Origin of the sequence: Xanthomonas sp. DAR 34887 (assembly GCF_041245805.1) — a bacterium.
Classification (GTDB): Bacteria; Pseudomonadota; Gammaproteobacteria; order Xanthomonadales; family Xanthomonadaceae; genus Xanthomonas_A; species Xanthomonas_A tesorieronis.
In genome coordinates, this window is the sequence record NZ_CP162490.1 from 86403 (window position 1) to 103062 (window position 16660).

Sequence of the window (16660 nt, forward strand, 5' to 3'; positions counted from 1 at the left end):
GCGTTGGCGCTGGGCGTCGTACGGTGAATTGTGTGACAGCCGCCGCGTTCTGTTCCACGCTGCCGTGTACAGGGGATCGCATGCACCAACGCTACGAAGGACCGCCGGACGCGCCGTCCGGTGAGGACTACGCCAGGCAACTGCATCAGGGCTTTGCCGCGCTGCGCTTCGACCCGCCGCTGGAACAGGCATATCGCCGCTACACCGCATCGACGATGGGCTTCGCGCAACGCGTGGCGGCCTCGCTCGGGGTGCTGATCGCGCTGGCGTTGCTAGCCTGGGATGCGCTGCATTTCGGTTGGTCGGGCAGCACCGGGCTAGTCGGCTATGCGGTGGCGGTGCGCGCGGCCACGTTGCTGGCGTTGCTGTGGGTAGCGGTGGCGATCCATCGCGCGCAGGCGCACGGGGCGGGCCGGGCAGCGCTGTTGCTGCTGATCGGCGGCACCGGACTGGTGCTGTCGAGCATCGGCTATCCGCCGCAGGAGCTGCGCTACGCCGCCGCGGTGATGACCCTGGTGATCGTTGCCGGTTTCTTTCCGCTCGGCCTGGCGCTGTGGCAGAGCGTGGCGGTGGCGATCGCGCTGTGCGCGATCAGCGCCGCGGCCGCGCACCTGTTGCTGGACGGTCCGGCGCGGGATGCCTACCTGCAGCTGCAATGGCTATTGTGGGCGGCCGTGCCGGTCGGCGCGATCGGCGGCTACCTGCGCGAGCATTCGCGACGCGAGGGTTTCCTGCAGCGCCGGGTGCGCGACGACGAGGCCTTGCGCGACGCCCTCACCGGCCTGGGCGATCGCCGCCGCTTCGATGAACACCTGGCGGTGGCGCTGGCCGAGACCCGGCGCCTGCAGCGCGGGCTGGCCTTGATCCTGGTCGAACTGGATGGATACGCCGCCTTCGTGCAGCGCTACGGCGCGCGCGAGGCCGATCGCGCGGTGGTGGACGTGGCCGAGGTGCTGCAATGCCTGCTGCGGCCGATGGACGTGACCATGCGCATCGCCGCCGACCGTTTCGCGCTGGTGCTGTACGACGCCAGCGGCGCGCACCTGCGGCAGGTGGCGCCGGCGTTGCGCGACATGGTCGAACTGCTGGCGATCGCGCACGCCGACATGGCCAACCAACAGCTCGGCGTCAGCGTCGGCGCCTTGCTCGCCGCGCCCACCGACACCGCTGCCACGCTGATGCAGCGTGCCGAGGGGTTGCTGCTGCGCGCGCGCATCGGCGGCGGCAACCAGGTGGTGCTGGCCGAGGACACAGGCTGGTAGCCCGGGTCGGTACGGCATGCAATGCTAGTGAGCGTGCACAGCCCTTCGCCGAGGTGATCGATGCGTCTGGTCAAGCCGTTGCGGGTTCTCGCGCTGTTGCTGGTGATCCCCGCGGGGGCGCTCGTGCAGCTGCAGATGGTGTTCATGATGATGCGCAACTACCTCGCCGTCGGCATGGTGGGCGATCAACTGCAACGCAGCGGGCTCAGTCAGGTCACCTCGTTGCGTGGCAAGCCGCAATTCTGCGATGACGTCGGATTTGTCGATGGGTTTTTCTACTCCTATGCCGTCGATGTGGCGAAGATTCCCGACGCGTACTGGGTCACTGACGCGGCGCGGCGGCAGTGGCAGCGCGGTCCTTTCGACCGCGATCAGCAGCTTGAGCTGGCGCGTTGGCTCGAACTCAAACCCAGCCGGATTAAAGGTTGCCCCAAGCTTCCTGTAGTAGCGTCCTCGCGTTTCGTCGTCACCTTCCTTTTAACGCCCTCGGGCAAGTTTGGTCCGCAGACCGAGTCCTCCAGGGGAACAGGAGTGATGATCTACGACACGCAGACCTCCAGGCTGTATTGGAAAGACCCCGGCTCGTCGTAACAGACGGGTGTGGTGGACTGTCTTGCAGATGTCGCGCCCGCCGCCACCGCCGCCACGCTGGTGCAACGCGCGCGCAGCGGCGGCGGCAACCGGATGGTGCTGGCCGAGGACACGGGCTGGTAGCATCGTTGCGTCGATGCTGGTCGGGATCGCGGCGCGATGGCGACCGCGCACGGATTGGTCTTTCGCGTAATGGCGCTTTCCATGCAGACGAGAAACATCGCGCTGGCGCTTGTGATCGTGGTGGCAGCGGTGGTGCAAGGCTGCGTCGTACTCGAACTGCTCCCGCCCAACCACATTTCCAGGGCCATCGACCGCAACGACGATGACGACTTCATGCGCGAGAAGCTGCAGCAGGCCGGGCTGGATGCAGTGACGCACGTGCGCAAGATGGACCACGCCTGCAAGCCGCCCGATGCGTTGGGGCAGTGGGATTACTCCTAACCCAGACTTCAAGCTCTACTATGTTTCTGCCAGCTTGTGAGTGGGATGGCGTGGTGCTGAGGGCAGCGAGCCGCGGCAGTGCATCCAATGTACTGCATGTTGTAGGAGCGGCTTCAGCCGCGACAGGCGGTAACAGGAAATCCTGTCGCGGCTGAAGCCGCTCCTACAAAAAGCCGATGCGATCTCGATAGCAGACGCTCAAGCTGCGCCATCGAGGGCGTGCCATCGGCTGCCTCAGAACGTCCCGCGCTGCACGAACGGTACCTGCTGGTAGAGCCGCCGCTCGCCGCCGCGCGGGTCGTGCGCCAGGCGGTTGTCGGTGTCGAACAGCATGGTCTGGCGCTGCGCCAGCGAATACGGTTCCCAGCGCGGCAGCCCGGCGTGGTTGGGGTCGCCGTGGCGGGCGAAGGCGAGCAACGCCTCGCTCATCGCATCGGCCATGCGTTGCGCGTCGGCGCCGTCGCCGGTGCGCGAACCGGGCTGGCGAATGTTGTCGAACAGCAGCGGGATGTCGAGGGTGTGGAAGGCGCCGAACTTGCCGCCGTCCAGCGGCGAACCCCAGTCGAGCTGATAGGCCCAGGTTGGCGCGCCCTGCCGTGCGCGCGCCTCGGCCTCCTCGATCGCACCGCGCCACGAGCGCCCGGCGGTGGTCGCGGCGAAGAACACCTCGCTTGGCGTGTAGTGCGGATACAGGCGCCGGTATTCGGCGATCACCACCTGCGGCAGCAGGTCCACGTACTGCTCCTGCTCCAGTTTGGCCGGCAGCGTGTCCCAGGTAAGGGCGAAGTTGGCCGGATCGTTGCCGAGGAAGGCGCGGGTCTCGTCGTGGGTGTTGCCGATCACCATCGGGATTTGCGCTGATTGCGGCGGCGCGTCCGGCCAGAACGGATGCCGGTACAGCACCTGCGCATCCAGCACCGGGCCCAGGTACAGGGAGGTGTTTTCCACCCGCGACGGATCGCGCGTGCGCGTGGCCTCGAGCAGGCGTTGCAGCGGCAGGGTGCGCAGCGTCGCCAGTTGCGTGGCATCCAGTTGCAAGGCCTGCAGCAGCAATTGCGCGCGCTGCGTGGCCGCGCGCGGCCCGGCGGCGGTGACCTGCTGGCCGCTCATGGTCCACGCGCGGTGGAACAGGCCCTGCGCGGCGGGCATCGCCATCAGCGTGGCGATCTTGGCGCCGCCGCCGGACTGGCCGAACACGGTGACGTTGCCGGCATCGCCGCCGAACTCGGCCGCATGCGCGCGCACCCACTGCAGCGCCTGCACCAGATCGAGCTGGCCGACGTTGCCGGACGCTGCGAACTCGGCGCCGCCGAGCTGCGCCAGGTACAGGTAGCCGAAGGCGTTGAGGCGGTGGTTGACGCTGATCACCACCACGTCGCCGCGCCGGCACAGGCGCGCGCCGTCGTACAGCGGGTCGCTGCCGGAGCCGTTGTTGTAGGCGCCGCCGTGGATGTAGAACAGGATCGGGCGCTTTGCGCCGTCGCGCAGCGCGGGCGTCCACACGTTGAGGAACAGGCAGTCCTCGCTGACCGGGTCGAGCTTGAGTTGCGGCGCGGAAGCGGCGTAGCTGGCGCAATCGCGTACGCCGCGCCACGGGTGTTCCTGCAGTGCCGGCTGGAAACGGCGCTGTGCGGTGTCGGCGCCGTAGGGAATGCCCTTGAACACCTGCACGCCGTGGTCGCGATAGCCGCGGATGCGTCCGCTGCGGGTGCGCGCCAGTGGCGCTTGCGGGTCGGCGGGCGCGGGCGCGGCGCCGGCGCTGGCGCCGGGCAAGGCACCGCTCAAGGCCAGTGCGCCGAGCGCGCTGCCGTGCAGGAAGCGGCGCCGGCTGTGGTCGTCGGGCGCGGTGGACGTGGCGGCGTCAAGCTCAGGCGGGAGAGTGGCGGGCGTGGTCATGGGTGGCGGAATCCGTGGGCAAGCGCGATCGGCCATGGGCGATGGCCCGGGCCTGCGGCGAAAAGGATCGGGTGGGTGCAAGGCGGCACGCCCGTGGCGCGCACCGCGCAAAGCGGCCCGAGACTGGCGTTCGGGCGCTGGTTCATGGCGAAACGGCGCATGGCAATGCGGTGGCGCCCGCTACTGCTTCGGCGCGGCAGGCGGGATCGGCGCCCGCGCGGCTGGATCGCCCTGCACGTTGCGCATCCATTCCAGCGCCTGGGCCGGCCACGCCGCCAGCGGCAGGCCGGCGATGCCGCGGGTGCCGAAGCCATGGCCGCCGTGCGCGAACAGGTGCAGTTCCGCCGGCACGCCGGCCTGGCGCAGGGCCTGGTAGAACAGCAGGCTGTTCTCCACCGGCACCACGCGGTCGTCCTGCGCGTGCACCAGGAACGTCGGCGGCATCGCCGGGATGACGCGGTTCTGCAGCGAATAGGCGCTCATCGTGGCGGCCTCGGGATGGTGGCCGAGCAGCCGCAGACGCGAGCCGGTGTGCGCCGCGGTGCCACTGCCCATGTCGATGACCGGATACAGCAACAGCAGGAAGTCCGGCCGCGCGCTGAGCCGGTCGATCGCGTCGCGCGCCGGATAGACGCGGTCGTCGTAGCGGGTGCCGAGGCTGGCGGCGACGTGGCCGCCGGCGGAGAAGCCGATCGCGCCAACCCGGTGCGGGTCCACGCCGTAGTCGGCGGCGCGTGCGCGGATCAGGCGCAGCGCGCGCTGCGCGTCGGCCAGCGGCAGGTCGCGCTGCGCCGCGGCGTCGGCGCCCGCCGCGTCCGCATCGGGCAGCCGATAGCGCAGCACGAACAGGGTGATGCCCGCCTGGTCGGCGAAGATCGGCAGCAAGGCAGTGCCTTCCTTGTCCAGCACGATGCGCGCGTAGCCACCGCCGGGCGCGACCAGCAGTGCGCTGCCGTTCGGCGCCTTCGGCCGGTACACCACCAGGTAGGGCTGGTAGCGGCCGCTGATGGCGCGATCGGGCAGGGCCGGATCGTCGCTGCGGTCGACGATGCGCGCCTGGTCGGGGCCCGGCGCTGAGCCTGGCGCCGGATCCGGCCACAGTGGAAGACGCGCCGCTTGCTCGGCAGCGGTTTCGCTGCTCGGGTGCTCGGCGGCGAGCGCGGGGCCGGCAAGGCCAAGCGCCAGTGCCAGCAACGCGCCCAGTACACCGAGCCGTCGATGGCACCAGGCCGGCGCTCGCGCGCCTGCCGGATACTCCAGGATCGGGTGCGGGGCCCGGCCCGGCCGGCAGTCGTCGTCGATGCGGCCGTCGGTCGCATCCGCATGCGCCATGCCCGCGCGCTTCGTTGTCGTCGTGTTCCGCATCCGTCGCCCTCCCAGGTCAAGGATGTGCAGCTAATCCGCTCGCACGGCGCCGCGCAAGCGGCCGGCCTGCAGCAAGGGATCAGATCGCAGCGCTTCAGCGAATCCCGACTCCCGACTGCCCAATCCCGGCTTTTTGCCGCACCGCACATTGCCAATGACACCGGTTTACCATATACAACTGCGCAGCGCGCTGTCGATGAGCGGCGCAACAATTCTTCCGATCCCCCACCTTCTTGCGGAGATGCCCTTGAGCACTCATTCCGGTCCTTCGGACACGCCACCGCCCGCGCTGGCCGACATCGCGGCCCGCTTCGTCCAGGCCCGCCAGCAGGGCCGCTCGCTGCCCGATTTCCCCGGGATCATCCCCGACGACCTGGAAACCGCCTACCGCGTGCAGGACCTGGCGATCGCGCAATGGCCGGACCGGGTGGTCGGCTGGAAGGTCGGCTACATCGCTGCCGAGCGCCGCGACCACTCCGGCGACGAGCGCCTGCTCGGCCCGATCTTCGCCCGCAACCTCTGGAATGCTACCGGTGGAACAACCGACATTCCGGTGTTCGACGGCGGCTTCGGCGCGGTCGAGGCCGAGTACGTGATGCGCCTGGATGCGGACGTGCCGGCCGACCAGCTGCAGTGGACGCCGGAGCAGGCCGCGCAGGTCCCGTCCACGCTGTTCATCGGCGTGGAAGTGGCCAGCAGCCCGCTGGCCACGATCAATCAGCTGGGGCCGCGCGTGGTCATTTCCGATTTCGGCAACAACAACGGCCTGATCCTGGGGCCGGAGGTCGCCGACTGGACCACGCTGGACGAGACCGCGCTGCTGGCGGAAACCTTGATCGAGGGCCAACGCGTCGGCAGCGGCGGTGCCACCCTGTTGCCGGGCGGCCTGCGCACCGCGTTCGCGTTCGCGCTGGCGCGTTCGGCGCGGCGCGGCCGGCCGCTCAGGCGCGGCGAACTGATCGCCACCGGCAATGCCACCGGCATCCACGACATCGCCATCGGCCAACACGCGACGATCCGTTTCGACGGCTACGGCGAACTTCATTGCAGGGCGGTCGCGGCGTAAGCCGCGGCACGCCGACGACGCGCGGGAGGGCGCAGCATGATCACTCGTAGAGGCTTCCTGGGCGCAGGCTTGGCCGCGGCCGCGGCGGCGCCGCTGGGCACGCTGGCCCAGGCCGGCGGCGGCAGCCAACTGCTCACCGCCACCGACGTGCACGTGGCCGACTATCCCACCGTGGAGGCGGTGCGCTGGTTCGGGCAGACCCTGGAGCGGCAGACCGGCGGCCGGCTGAAGCTGCGCCAGTACCACTCCGGCCAACTCGGCCGCGAAGCGGAAGCGATCGACATGGCCCGCTTCGGCGCCATCGACATCACCCGCGTCTATTCCGGCGCGCTCAACAACACCTTCCCGCTGACCCAGGCGCTGTGCCTGCCGTACGTGTTCGACTCGGTGCCGCACCTGCGCCGCGCGATCGACGGCCACGTCGGCGACAGCATCCTGGCCAGCTTCGCGCAGCGCGACCTGATCGGCCTGGCCATCTACGATTCCGGCGCGCGCTGCTTCTACAACACCAAGCACCCGCTGTACCGCCCCGAAGACCTGCACGGTCTCAAGCTGCGCGTGGCCTCCTCGGACATCTTCCTCAAGCTGATGCGCATGCTCGGCGCCAATCCGACGCCGATGTCGCTGGGCGAGACCTTCTCGGCGATGGAGACGCACATGATCGACGGCGCCGAGAACAACATGCGCAGCTTCCAGTCCAGCCGCCATTTCGAGGCCGCGCGCTACTGGTCGCAGAGCGAGCATTCCTATGCGCCGGACGTGCTGGTGATGTCGCAGCGCAGCTTCCAGGCGCTGTCGCCGGGCGACCGTGCGCTGGTGATGGAGACCGCGCGGCAATCGGTGGCGGTGATGCGCAAGCTGTGGGACGCGTCCGAAGCGCAGGCGCGCCAGGAAGTGCTCGACTACGGCGTGGCGGTCAACGAGGTGGACATGCCCGCCTTCCGCAAGGCCGCCGCGCCGCTGCTGGCCGACTACCGGCGGCAGCCGGAGATCGAAGCCCTGTACCGCCGCATCCGCGATTTCGCCTGAGGCCATGCCGATGACCGACCACGCCCACGCCGTCCCGGTGGCGCCGCTGCAGCGGTTGCTGGACCGGATCTCCAATCTCGCCATCGGCATCGCCGCCGCCGCCCTGCTCGGGCTGGTGGCGGTGCAGGGCTGGCAGGTGTTCACCCGCTACGTGCTCAACGATTCGCCGAGCTGGACCGAGCCGGTGACGTTGCTGCTGCTGAGCACCGCGATGAGCCTGGCCGCCGCGGCCGGCGTGCACACCCGGCGCCATTTCGGCTTCTTCCTGCTGGCCGAGAAGCTGCACGCCCGCGTGCGCCGGGCCATCGACCTGATCCGGCCGCTGATGATCGCCGCCATCGGCGCGGTGATCGCCTGGTGGGGCGGGGTGCTGCTGCTGGACGGGCTGGACATCAAGATCGCCGGTGCCGCGTTGCCTCAGAGCATCAACTACCTGCCGCTGTCGATCGGCGGCGCGCTGATGAGCGTGTTCGCGCTGTACCAGGCGTGGCAGGTGCTGCGTCCTGCCACCGCTGAAGGAGTGAACTGAGCCATGGCCATTGCAATCCTGCTCGGGCTGTTCGTGCTGTTGCTGTTGATCGGCGTGCCGGTGGCCTATGCGCTGGGCGCCGCGGCGCTGGCGACGCTGTTGTACCTGGATCTGCCGGCGGTGGTGCTGGTGCAGCAGATCTCCGCCGGTAGCGGTTCGGCCTCGCTGATCGCGATTCCGTTGTTCATCTTCGCCGGCGAATTGATGCTGCGCGGCGGCATCTCCGATCGTCTGATCGCGTTGGCCTCGTCGCTGGTCGGGCGCATGCGCGGCGGCCTGGGCCAGGTCAGCGTGTTGTCCTCGCTGTTCTTCGGCGGCGTGTCCGGCTCGGCCATCGCCGACGTGTCGGCGGTCGGCGGCACCATGATTCCGCAGATGATCAACCGCGGCTACGACCGCGACTATGCGGTCAACGTGAGCATGACCGCGGCGCTGGTCGCGCTGCTGGTGCCGCCCTCGCACAACCTGATCCTGTTCTCGGCCGCGGCCGGCGGCGGCTTGTCGATCGCCGATCTGTTCGCCGCCGGCATCGTCCCGGCGCTGCTGATGACCGCGGCGATGATGATCACCGGCTATGCGGTGGCGCGCCATCGCGGTTACGGCACCGAAGCGTTTCCCGGCTGGCGCGCGGTGGCGCTGCGCCTGGTCGGCGCGCTGCCCGGGCTGGGCCTGGTCGCGCTGATCTTCATCGGCATCCGCGCCGGCATCTTCACCGCGGTGGAAAGCGCGGCGATCGCGGTGGTGTACGCGTTGCTGGTCACCGCGCTGCTGTACCGGCAGTTGCGCTGGGCCGAGTTCTTCGCCGCGGTCACGCATGCCTCGCGCACCACCGGCGTGATCCTGTTCGTGATCGCCACCGCGGCGGTGTTCGGCTGGCTGCTGGCCTATCTGCAGGTGCCGGCGGCGGCGGTGAAGTTCCTGCAGTCGATCGCCGACGGCAAGAACGCCGTGCTGCTGATGATCGTGGTGATGCTGCTGCTGCTGGGCATGTTCATGGACCTGGCGCCGAAGATCCTGATCTGCACGCCGATCTTCCTGCCGGTGGTGAAGGCCTACGGCATCGACCCGATCCATTTCGGGCTGGTGATGGTGCTGGCCGGCGGCATCGGCCTGATCACCCCACCGATCGGCTCGGTGCTGTTCATCGGCACCTCGATCGGCCAGATCACCGTGGCCCAGAGCATGCGCACGATCTGGCCGTTCTGGCTGGCGGCGTTGTGCGTGTTGCTGATCGTGGCGTTCTTCCCGGAACTGTCGCTGTGGTTGCCGCGCGCGCTGCGCGCCTGATGCGCCGCGCCGCACGCAACCGCTGCGGTGAACCAAGGAATGCATGCATGACCTCGCCTGCCACCTTGTCCTCCCTGCGCTGGTTGCTGCTGGCCGGCCTGCTCGCCGCCAGCGCGCTGGCCGCGGCGGCCGACTGGAAGCGCGGCATCGAGCGGCAGCGCATCGCCGACCAGGGCGACGGCAGCTTCCTCAACCCGGTGCTGGCCGGCGACCACCCCGATCCGTCGGTGCTCAAGGACGGCGACGACTACTACCTGACCCTGTCTTCGTTCGACGCCTATCCCGGCCTGCCGATCTGGCATTCGCGCGACCTGGTCAACTGGCAGCCGTTGGGCCACGCCATCGGCGAGAACGTCGGCGCGATCTGGGCACCGGACCTGATCAAGCACGGCACGCGCTACTACATCTATTTTCCGGCACGGCGCGGCGAGCAGGGCCAGCGCAGCAACTTCGTGGTCTGGGCCGACGACATCAAGGGCCCGTGGAGCGCGCCGATCGACCTCGGCCTGGCCAAGTACATCGACCCCGGCCATGCGGTCGGCGAGGACGGCAAGCGCTACCTGTTCCTGAGCGGCGGCGATTACGTGCAGCTGTCCGACGACGGGCTGAAGGTGGTCGAGACTCCCAAGCACGTCTACGACGGCTGGAAGTACCCGCAGGACTGGGACGTGGAAGCCTATGCGCAGGAAGGGCCGAAGATCACCCGCCACAACGGCTGGTACTACATGACCACCGCGGTCGGCGGCACCGCCGGCCCGCCGACCGGGCACATGGTGATCAGCGCACGCTCGCGCTCGATCCACGGGCCGTGGCGCAACGCGCCGAACAACCCGATCACCCGCACCCGGAGCGCCGCCGAACCATGGTGGTCGCGCGGCCATGCGACCCTGGTCGAGGGCACCGACGGCCGCTGGTGGATGCTCTACCACGGCTACGAGAACGGCTACTGGACGCTGGGCCGGCAGGCGCTGCTGGACCCGATCGAATGGACCGCCGACGGCTGGTTCGTGGCCAAGGGCGGCGATCTCGGCGCGCCGCTGAAAAAGCCCAGCGGGCAGGCGCTGCCGCACGGGCTGGCGCTGTCGGACGATTTCCGCGGCGGCCGGCTCGGCCCGCAGTGGTCGTTCTTCGACCCGGGCCGCGACGAGGACCGGCGGCTGACGTTCGGCGACGGCACGCTGAGCGTGCAGGGCAAGGGCCGCGCGCCGCGCGACAGCTCGCCGCTGACCGTGATCGCGCCAGATCCCGCCTACCAGTTCGAGGTGGAGATGGAGATCGAACCCGGCGCGCAGGGCGGCGCGCTGCTGTTCTACAGCGAGCGCCTGTACGCCGGGGTGGGCAGCAACGGCGAGGCCTTCGTGATGCACCGCTACGGCGAGGAGCGCCCCGCGCAGCTGGCGCCCAGCGCCAAGGGCGGCCGGCTGTGGCTGCGGGTGCGCAACGATCGCCACATCGTCACCATCCACAGCAGCCGCGATGGCAGCCACTGGACCAAGTACCCGGTGCGGATGGAGGTGTCCGGCTATCACCACAACGTCGCCGGCAAGTTCCTGGCGCTGAAGCCGGCGCTGTATGCGGCCGGAAATGGAAAAGTGCATTTCCGCCAATTCCGCTACCGCGCGCTGGAGTGAACATGACTACCGGTAGAATCCGTCCCCTTCCGTCCGGTTTTCCGTCCATGGCGCCGAGCAAACCCCCTTCCGCCGATGTCCACGCCTCCGTCCACGGCAAGGCCGCGACGATCAACGACATCGCGCGCCTGTCCGGGGTCTCGAAGAAGACGGTGTCGCGGATCATCAACAACTCGCCGCTGGTGCGCAAAGACACGCGCGAGAAGGTCGAGGCGCTGATGCGCGAAGTCGGCTACGCGCCGGATCCGCTGGCGCGCGGGCTGGCGTTCCGGCGTTCGTTCCTGATCGGCATGGTCTACGACAACCCGACCGCGCAGTACATCGTGGACATGCAGTACGGCGCGCTGGACGCGCTGCGCGGCTCCAGCTTCGAACTGGTGGTGCATCCCTGCGACAGCCGCAGTCCCGGCTACATCGAGGGTGTGCGCCGCTTCGTGCAGCAGCAGAAGCTGCACGGCGTGATCCTGGTGCCGCGCGCCTCGGAAGACCAGGCGCTGGCCGACATGCTCGCCGGCATCGGCGTGCGCTACACCCGCATCGCCTCGCTGCCGCTGGACGAGACCTCGCAGATGGTGGTCACCCACGACCGCGACGGCGCCGCCGAAGCAGCCGACTACCTGCTGTCGCTGGGCCACCGCGAGATCGCGCTGATCACCGGTCCCAGCGCCTACCGCTCCGCGCACGAGCGCACCGCCGGCTTCATCGACGCGCTGACCCGGCGCGGCATCGAACTGCCGCCGGAGCGCATCGTCGAGGCCGGCTACACCTTCGAATCCGGCGTGGCCGCGGCCGAGAAGCTGCTGCTCGGCAAGCAGCGCCCTAGCGCGATCTTCACCGGTAACGACGAGATGGCCGCGGGCGTGTACAAGGTGGCGCTGCGCGCCGGCATCAACATTCCGCGCCAGCTGTCGATCATCGGCTACGACGACAGCCCGCTGGCCTCGCGCCTGTGGCCGTCGCTGACCTCGGTGCGCCGCCACACCCGCGACACCGGCCGCACCGCCGCGGCGATGCTGATCCAGCCCGAAGGCACCCCGGCGCTGGCGATCGCCAGCGTGCGCCCGCACCTGATCGTGCGCGACTCCTGCCAGCCGCCGGAAGACTAGAGCCCCTCTCCCTGCGGGAGAGGGATTGGGGTGAGGGGTCCGGCGCGAAAGCGACTCGCGGCGTTTGGGTGCACGAGGCTGCGCCCGTACCCTCATCCGCCCTTCGGGCACCTTCCCCCGAAAAGGGGGCCATGGTCCCGATGGGAGAAGGGAGCAGCCGAACCCCTCTCCCGTCGGGAGAGGGGTTGGGGTGAGGGTCCGGCGCGAAGCGACTCGCGGAGTTCGGCTGCGCGAGGCTGCGCCCATACCCTCATCCGCCCTTCGGGCACCTTCTCCGGCGGGAGAAGGACACAGCCGAGCCCCTCTCCCGTCGGGAGAGGGGTTGGGGTGAGGGTCCGGCGCGAAGCGGCTCGCGGAGTTCGGCTGCGCGATGCTGCGCCCGTACCCCTCATCCGCCCCTACGAGGCACCTTCTCCCGGCGGGAGAAGGAACACCGCCGTTTCGTGCACTGCGCAATGACACCGGTTTACCAGAGCCGTTAGAATGCCTCATGCGGGCTGCCGCGTGCCCCTGCTTGCCCCGGAGATTCCCATGTCCCTGTACTGCAAGACCCATTACGCCACCCATCCCGACGCCATCAAGGGCGCCAGCAACGACCAGTTGCGCGAGCTGTACCTGCTCGATGGCCTGTTCGTCGCCGATGCGGTCACGCTGAAGTACACCCACTACGAGCGCTTCGTGCTCGGCGGCGCCGCGCCGGTGGGCAAGACCCTGCAGCTGCCGAAGCAGACCGAACCGGCCTCCGCCGCCGGGCATCCGTTCCTGGAGCGCCGCGAGCTGGGCGTGATCAATGTCGGCGCCGGCAGCGGCACGGTCACCGTGGACGGCGCCGCCTACGCGCTGGGCCCGAAGGACGGGCTGTACGTGGCGATGGGCAGCAGCGAGGTCAGCTTCGCCTCCGACGACGCGGCCAACCCGGCGCGGTTCTACCTGGTCTCGACCCCGGCGCATGCGCGCTTCGAGACCAAGCAACTGTCGATCAAGGACGCGGTGGCGCTGGACCGCGGCGCGCTGGAGACCAGCAACGAGCGCACCATCTACCAGTACATCGTGCCGGCCACCTGCCAGTCCTCGCAGCTGCTGCTGGGCCTGACCGTGCTCAAGCCGGGCAGCGTCTGGAACACCATGCCGCCGCATCTGCACGACCGCCGCAGCGAGGTCTATTTCTACTTCGATCTCGGCGCCAACGACCGCGTCTACCACTTCATGGGCGAGCCCGAGGCGCAACGCCACATCGTGATCCAGAACGACGAGGCGGTGGTCTCGCCGCCGTGGTCGATCCACATGGGCGCCGGCACCAGCAACTACGCCTTCATCTGGGCGATGGGCGGCGAAAACCTGGACTACACCGACATGCACGTGCTGGACATCTGCCAGCTCAAGTAAGCGGCCGCGCGCGCCGCCGCCCGCCACCGTATCCGTATCACTCTAGGGAGCACCCGCAATGACGAATCCGTTCAGTCTCGAAGGCAAGGTCGCACTGGTCACCGGCGCCAACACCGGCCTCGGCCAGGGCATCGCGCTGGCGCTGGCGCAGGCCGGCGCCGACATCGCCGCCGCCGGCATCGCCGCGCCCACCGAGACCGAGGAAAAGGTCAAGGCGCTGGGGCGCCGCTTCGTCGCCATCGAGGCCAACCTGATCAGCATCGAGCCGGTGCAGCGCGTGCTCGACGAGACCCTGGCCGGTCTCGGCCGCCTCGACATCCTGGTCAACAACGCCGGCCTGATCCGTCGCGCCGATGCGGTGGATTTCAGCGAGCAGGACTGGGACGACGTGATGAACGTCAACATCAAGTCCGCGTTCTTCATGTCGCAGGCCGCCGGCCGCCACTTCATCGCCCAGAGCAGCGGCAAGATCATCAACATCGCCTCGATGCTGTCGTTCCAGGGCGGCATCCGCGTGCCCTCGTACACCGCCAGCAAGTCCGGCATCGCCGGCATCACCCGCCTGCTGGCCAACGAGTGGGGCGCCAAGGGCGTCAACATCAACGCCATCGCGCCGGGCTACATGGCCACCGACAACACCGCGCAGCTGCGTGCCGATGCCGCGCGCAACCAGTCGATCCTGGAGCGCATCCCGGCCGGTCGCTGGGGCGTGCCGGAAGACCTGGGCGGCACCGCGGTGTTTCTGGCCAGCAGCGCTTCGGACTACGTCAACGGCACCGTGATCCCGGTCGACGGCGGCTGGCTGGCGCGCTGAGCCAGGCACGCCCACCGCCCGCAGCCGGCGCTCTTCCCTTCCCCGCCGGGGGAGGAGCCCGCAGGGCGGATGAGGGTCGGCACGCACACAAACCAAATTCAGATGATGGTCGGCACCACGCACGCAGCAGCGCCCGCATCCGCAACACTCTTCCCCGCAATCGGAGACACCCATGAAAATCGCACTAATGAATGAGTTCAGTCAGGCCGGCAAGAACCCGGTGATCCTGCAGCAGCTCAACGAGGTGGCCGGCGAACAAGGCCACAGCGTGTTCAACGTCGGCATGGACGGCGACAACGACCATCGCCTGACCTACATCCACCTGGGCATCGTCGCCAGCCTGCTGCTGAATTCCAAGGCGGTCGATTTCGTCGTCGCCGGCTGCGGCACCGGCCAGGGCGCGATGATGTCGCTCAACGCTTACCCGGGCGTGTTCTGCGGCTACTGCATCGAGCCGACCGACGCCTACCTGTTCGCCCAGGTCAACAACGGCAACGCGCTGGCGCTGGCCTTCGCCAAGGGCTACGGCTGGGGCGCGGAGATCAACGTGCGCTACATCTTCGAGAAGGCCTTCAGCGGCGAGCGCGGCATGGGTTATCCGGCCGAGCGCCGCGAATCGCAGCAGGCCAATGCCGGCATCCTGGCGCAGGTCAAGCAGGCCACCGCCAAGTCCTACCTGGATGGCCTGCGCGCGCTGGATCCGGAACTGGTCAAGCAGGCGGTCGGCGGCGCGCGCTTCCAGCAGTGCTTCTTCGACAACGCGCAGGACGCGGAGATCCGCGCCTACGTCGCCGGCGTGCTGGGCAAGCCGGAAGCCGCAGCGGCCTGATCACGTAGCGCCATGCTCAAGCCTCTCTCCCGCGGGAGAGGGGTTGGGGTGAGGGCCGAACAGGATCGACCATCCGGCACCACGCTTCCCTATCGGCTTGGCGTGCTTCCGGCCGACAGGCGCAGGGTGCCAAGCGCATACACAGCGCAGCGGAGTCCACCACATGCGCCTGCTCCTTTCTGCATTTCTGTTGCTCTGCGCCGGTGTCGCCTGCGCCGAACCGCAGCGCGTGTTCATCGCCGGCGATTCCACCGCGGCCGACTACGGCCCCGAGCGCGCGCCGCAGGCCGGCTGGGGCCAAGCTCTGCAGCGCTATCTGGATCCGGCCGCCTGGCAGGTGCGCAACCATGCCAAGGGCGGACGCAGCGCACGCAGTTTCATCGCCGAGGGCCGCCTCGATGCGATCGCCAAGGAGCTGCGCCGCGGCGACGTGTTGCTGATCCAGTTCGGGCACAACGACGCCAAATTCGAAGACCCCACCCGCTACGACGATCCGCAGCAGGCCTATCCGCAGTACCTGTCGCGCTACGTGGCGCTGGCCCGCGACAAGGGCGCCACGCCGATCCTGCTCACGCCCGCCGCGCGCCTGCTGTACGACTTCGGTTCCCTGCTGGACACCCACGGGCTGTATACCCAGGCGATGCAGCGTCTGGCCGCCGAGCAGCGGGTGGCGCTGATCGATCTCAATGCCAGCAGCAGCGCCTGGATCCGCGCGCTGGGCGAACAGGCGGCCCAGCCGTATTTCCTGTTCGTGCCGGAACAGGACAAGGCCGACGGCACCCATTTCAGCTACGCCGGCGCGAACGCGGTGGCGTGCCTGGTGGTGCGCGACTGGGCGGCATTGCAGCCGACGTTGAAGACGCAGCTGCGCCGCGACATCGATTGCGGGGTGCCGGCTGGCAGCATGGCAACGGCGGCGCAGTCGCAGGTCGCGCAACCGGCACCGTCGACATCGCAGGTGGTGCACGAGCGCGACTTGGCGCGCACGCAACCCGGCCCGCACGGCGGGCCCGGCGACACCACCGCCTATCCGTTCTTCGCCGACGCCCCCGGCCTGGCCTTCGTGCTGCGCAAGCGCGTGCTGCACAAGGGCGCCGGCATCGGCCTGCACCTGCACGACAAGGACGAGATCTACTACATCGTCAGCGGCCGCGGCCTGTACGCGCTGGACGGCAAGCAGTACGCCGTCGGCCCCGGCCACGCGCTGCTGACGCGGCCGGGCAGTACGCATGCGCTGCAGCAGGTGGGCGAAGAGGACCTGGTGGTGATGCTGGCGTATCCGGCCGCACCGCACCCATAAGCGCGCCACGCGCCGCTTTGGTCGCGTGTCTCGCTGGCTCCGTCGCAGGGCGCTGGCGCGGCTGCGTCAGCGCCGCTTAACATCGGGCCCGGCATCGCCACCGGCGTGGCGGAAGGATCCGCAAG

Annotated in this window: 15 protein-coding genes; 13 read left to right on the forward strand and 2 right to left on the reverse strand. The window is 69.2% G+C overall.

Features of this window, described 5'->3' with window-relative positions; all coding sequences use genetic code 11:
* Window positions 1-80 precede the first annotated feature (80 nt).
* From AB3X08_RS00420 to AB3X08_RS00430, 3 genes are all read left to right on the forward strand, one after another.
* Window positions 81-1262: a GGDEF domain-containing protein gene (locus AB3X08_RS00420; RefSeq protein ID WP_369935430.1), complete on the forward strand. Its 1182-nt coding sequence runs from the start codon at window positions 81-83 to the stop codon at window positions 1260-1262.
* Window positions 1263-1322: 60 nt separating this feature from the next.
* Window positions 1323-1853, forward strand: a complete 531-nt coding sequence (locus AB3X08_RS00425) for a hypothetical protein (protein WP_369935431.1) — start codon at window positions 1323-1325, stop codon at window positions 1851-1853.
* Window positions 1854-2012: 159 nt separating this feature from the next.
* Window positions 2013-2297 (forward strand): hypothetical protein, encoded by a 285-nt coding sequence (locus AB3X08_RS00430; RefSeq protein WP_369935432.1) that lies wholly within the window; start codon window positions 2013-2015, stop codon window positions 2295-2297.
* 234 nt (window positions 2298-2531) lie between these two features.
* Here AB3X08_RS00430 and AB3X08_RS00435 read toward each other — a convergent pair whose 3' ends face one another.
* The gene (locus AB3X08_RS00435; protein ID WP_369935433.1) at window positions 2532-4193 is read right to left on the reverse strand and encodes a carboxylesterase/lipase family protein; all 1662 of its coding nucleotides are present in this window, start codon (window positions 4191-4193) and stop codon (window positions 2532-2534) included.
* Window positions 4194-4373: 180 nt separating this feature from the next.
* Window positions 4374-5525, reverse strand: coding sequence for an alpha/beta hydrolase (locus AB3X08_RS00440; RefSeq protein WP_369935434.1), 1152 nt, complete (start codon window positions 5523-5525; stop codon window positions 4374-4376).
* A gap of 274 nt (window positions 5526-5799) precedes the next feature.
* Between AB3X08_RS00440 and AB3X08_RS00445 the strand changes: the two genes are divergently transcribed.
* The 10 genes from AB3X08_RS00445 to AB3X08_RS00490 all read left to right on the forward strand — a co-directional run bounded on the left by AB3X08_RS00445 (window position 5800) and on the right by AB3X08_RS00490 (window position 16535).
* The gene (locus AB3X08_RS00445; RefSeq protein WP_369935435.1) at window positions 5800-6624 is read left to right on the forward strand and encodes a 2-keto-4-pentenoate hydratase; all 825 of its coding nucleotides are present in this window, start codon (window positions 5800-5802) and stop codon (window positions 6622-6624) included.
* Window positions 6625-6660: 36 nt separating this feature from the next.
* The gene (locus AB3X08_RS00450; protein ID WP_369935438.1) at window positions 6661-7653 is read left to right on the forward strand and encodes a TRAP transporter substrate-binding protein; all 993 of its coding nucleotides are present in this window, start codon (window positions 6661-6663) and stop codon (window positions 7651-7653) included.
* A gap of 10 nt (window positions 7654-7663) precedes the next feature.
* Window positions 7664-8182 (forward strand): TRAP transporter small permease, encoded by a 519-nt coding sequence (locus tag AB3X08_RS00455; RefSeq protein WP_369935440.1) that lies wholly within the window; start codon window positions 7664-7666, stop codon window positions 8180-8182.
* 3 nt (window positions 8183-8185) lie between these two features.
* Window positions 8186-9469, forward strand: coding sequence for a TRAP transporter large permease (locus AB3X08_RS00460; protein ID WP_369935442.1), 1284 nt, complete (start codon window positions 8186-8188; stop codon window positions 9467-9469).
* A 47-nt stretch (window positions 9470-9516) separates the two neighbouring features.
* On the forward strand, window positions 9517-11100 hold the full coding sequence (locus AB3X08_RS00465) for a family 43 glycosylhydrolase (RefSeq protein WP_369935443.1): 1584 nt from the start codon (window positions 9517-9519) through the stop codon (window positions 11098-11100).
* 47 nt (window positions 11101-11147) lie between these two features.
* On the forward strand, window positions 11148-12206 hold the full coding sequence (locus tag AB3X08_RS00470) for a LacI family DNA-binding transcriptional regulator (protein ID WP_179570398.1): 1059 nt from the start codon (window positions 11148-11150) through the stop codon (window positions 12204-12206).
* A 531-nt stretch (window positions 12207-12737) separates the two neighbouring features.
* Window positions 12738-13592 (forward strand): 5-dehydro-4-deoxy-D-glucuronate isomerase, encoded by an 855-nt coding sequence (gene kduI, locus AB3X08_RS00475; protein WP_369935445.1) that lies wholly within the window; start codon window positions 12738-12740, stop codon window positions 13590-13592.
* A 58-nt stretch (window positions 13593-13650) separates the two neighbouring features.
* The gene (kduD, locus tag AB3X08_RS00480) at window positions 13651-14406 is read left to right on the forward strand and encodes a 2-dehydro-3-deoxy-D-gluconate 5-dehydrogenase KduD (RefSeq protein WP_369935447.1); all 756 of its coding nucleotides are present in this window, start codon (window positions 13651-13653) and stop codon (window positions 14404-14406) included.
* 172 nt (window positions 14407-14578) lie between these two features.
* Entirely contained in the window at window positions 14579-15235 is a 657-nt protein-coding gene (locus AB3X08_RS00485) for an RpiB/LacA/LacB family sugar-phosphate isomerase (protein WP_369935449.1), read from the forward strand.
* Between the two features lie 163 nt (window positions 15236-15398).
* A complete protein-coding gene (locus AB3X08_RS00490; protein ID WP_369935451.1) occupies window positions 15399-16535 on the forward strand; it encodes a GDSL-type esterase/lipase family protein in 1137 nt (378 codons plus the stop codon).
* Window positions 16536-16660 lie beyond the last annotated feature (125 nt).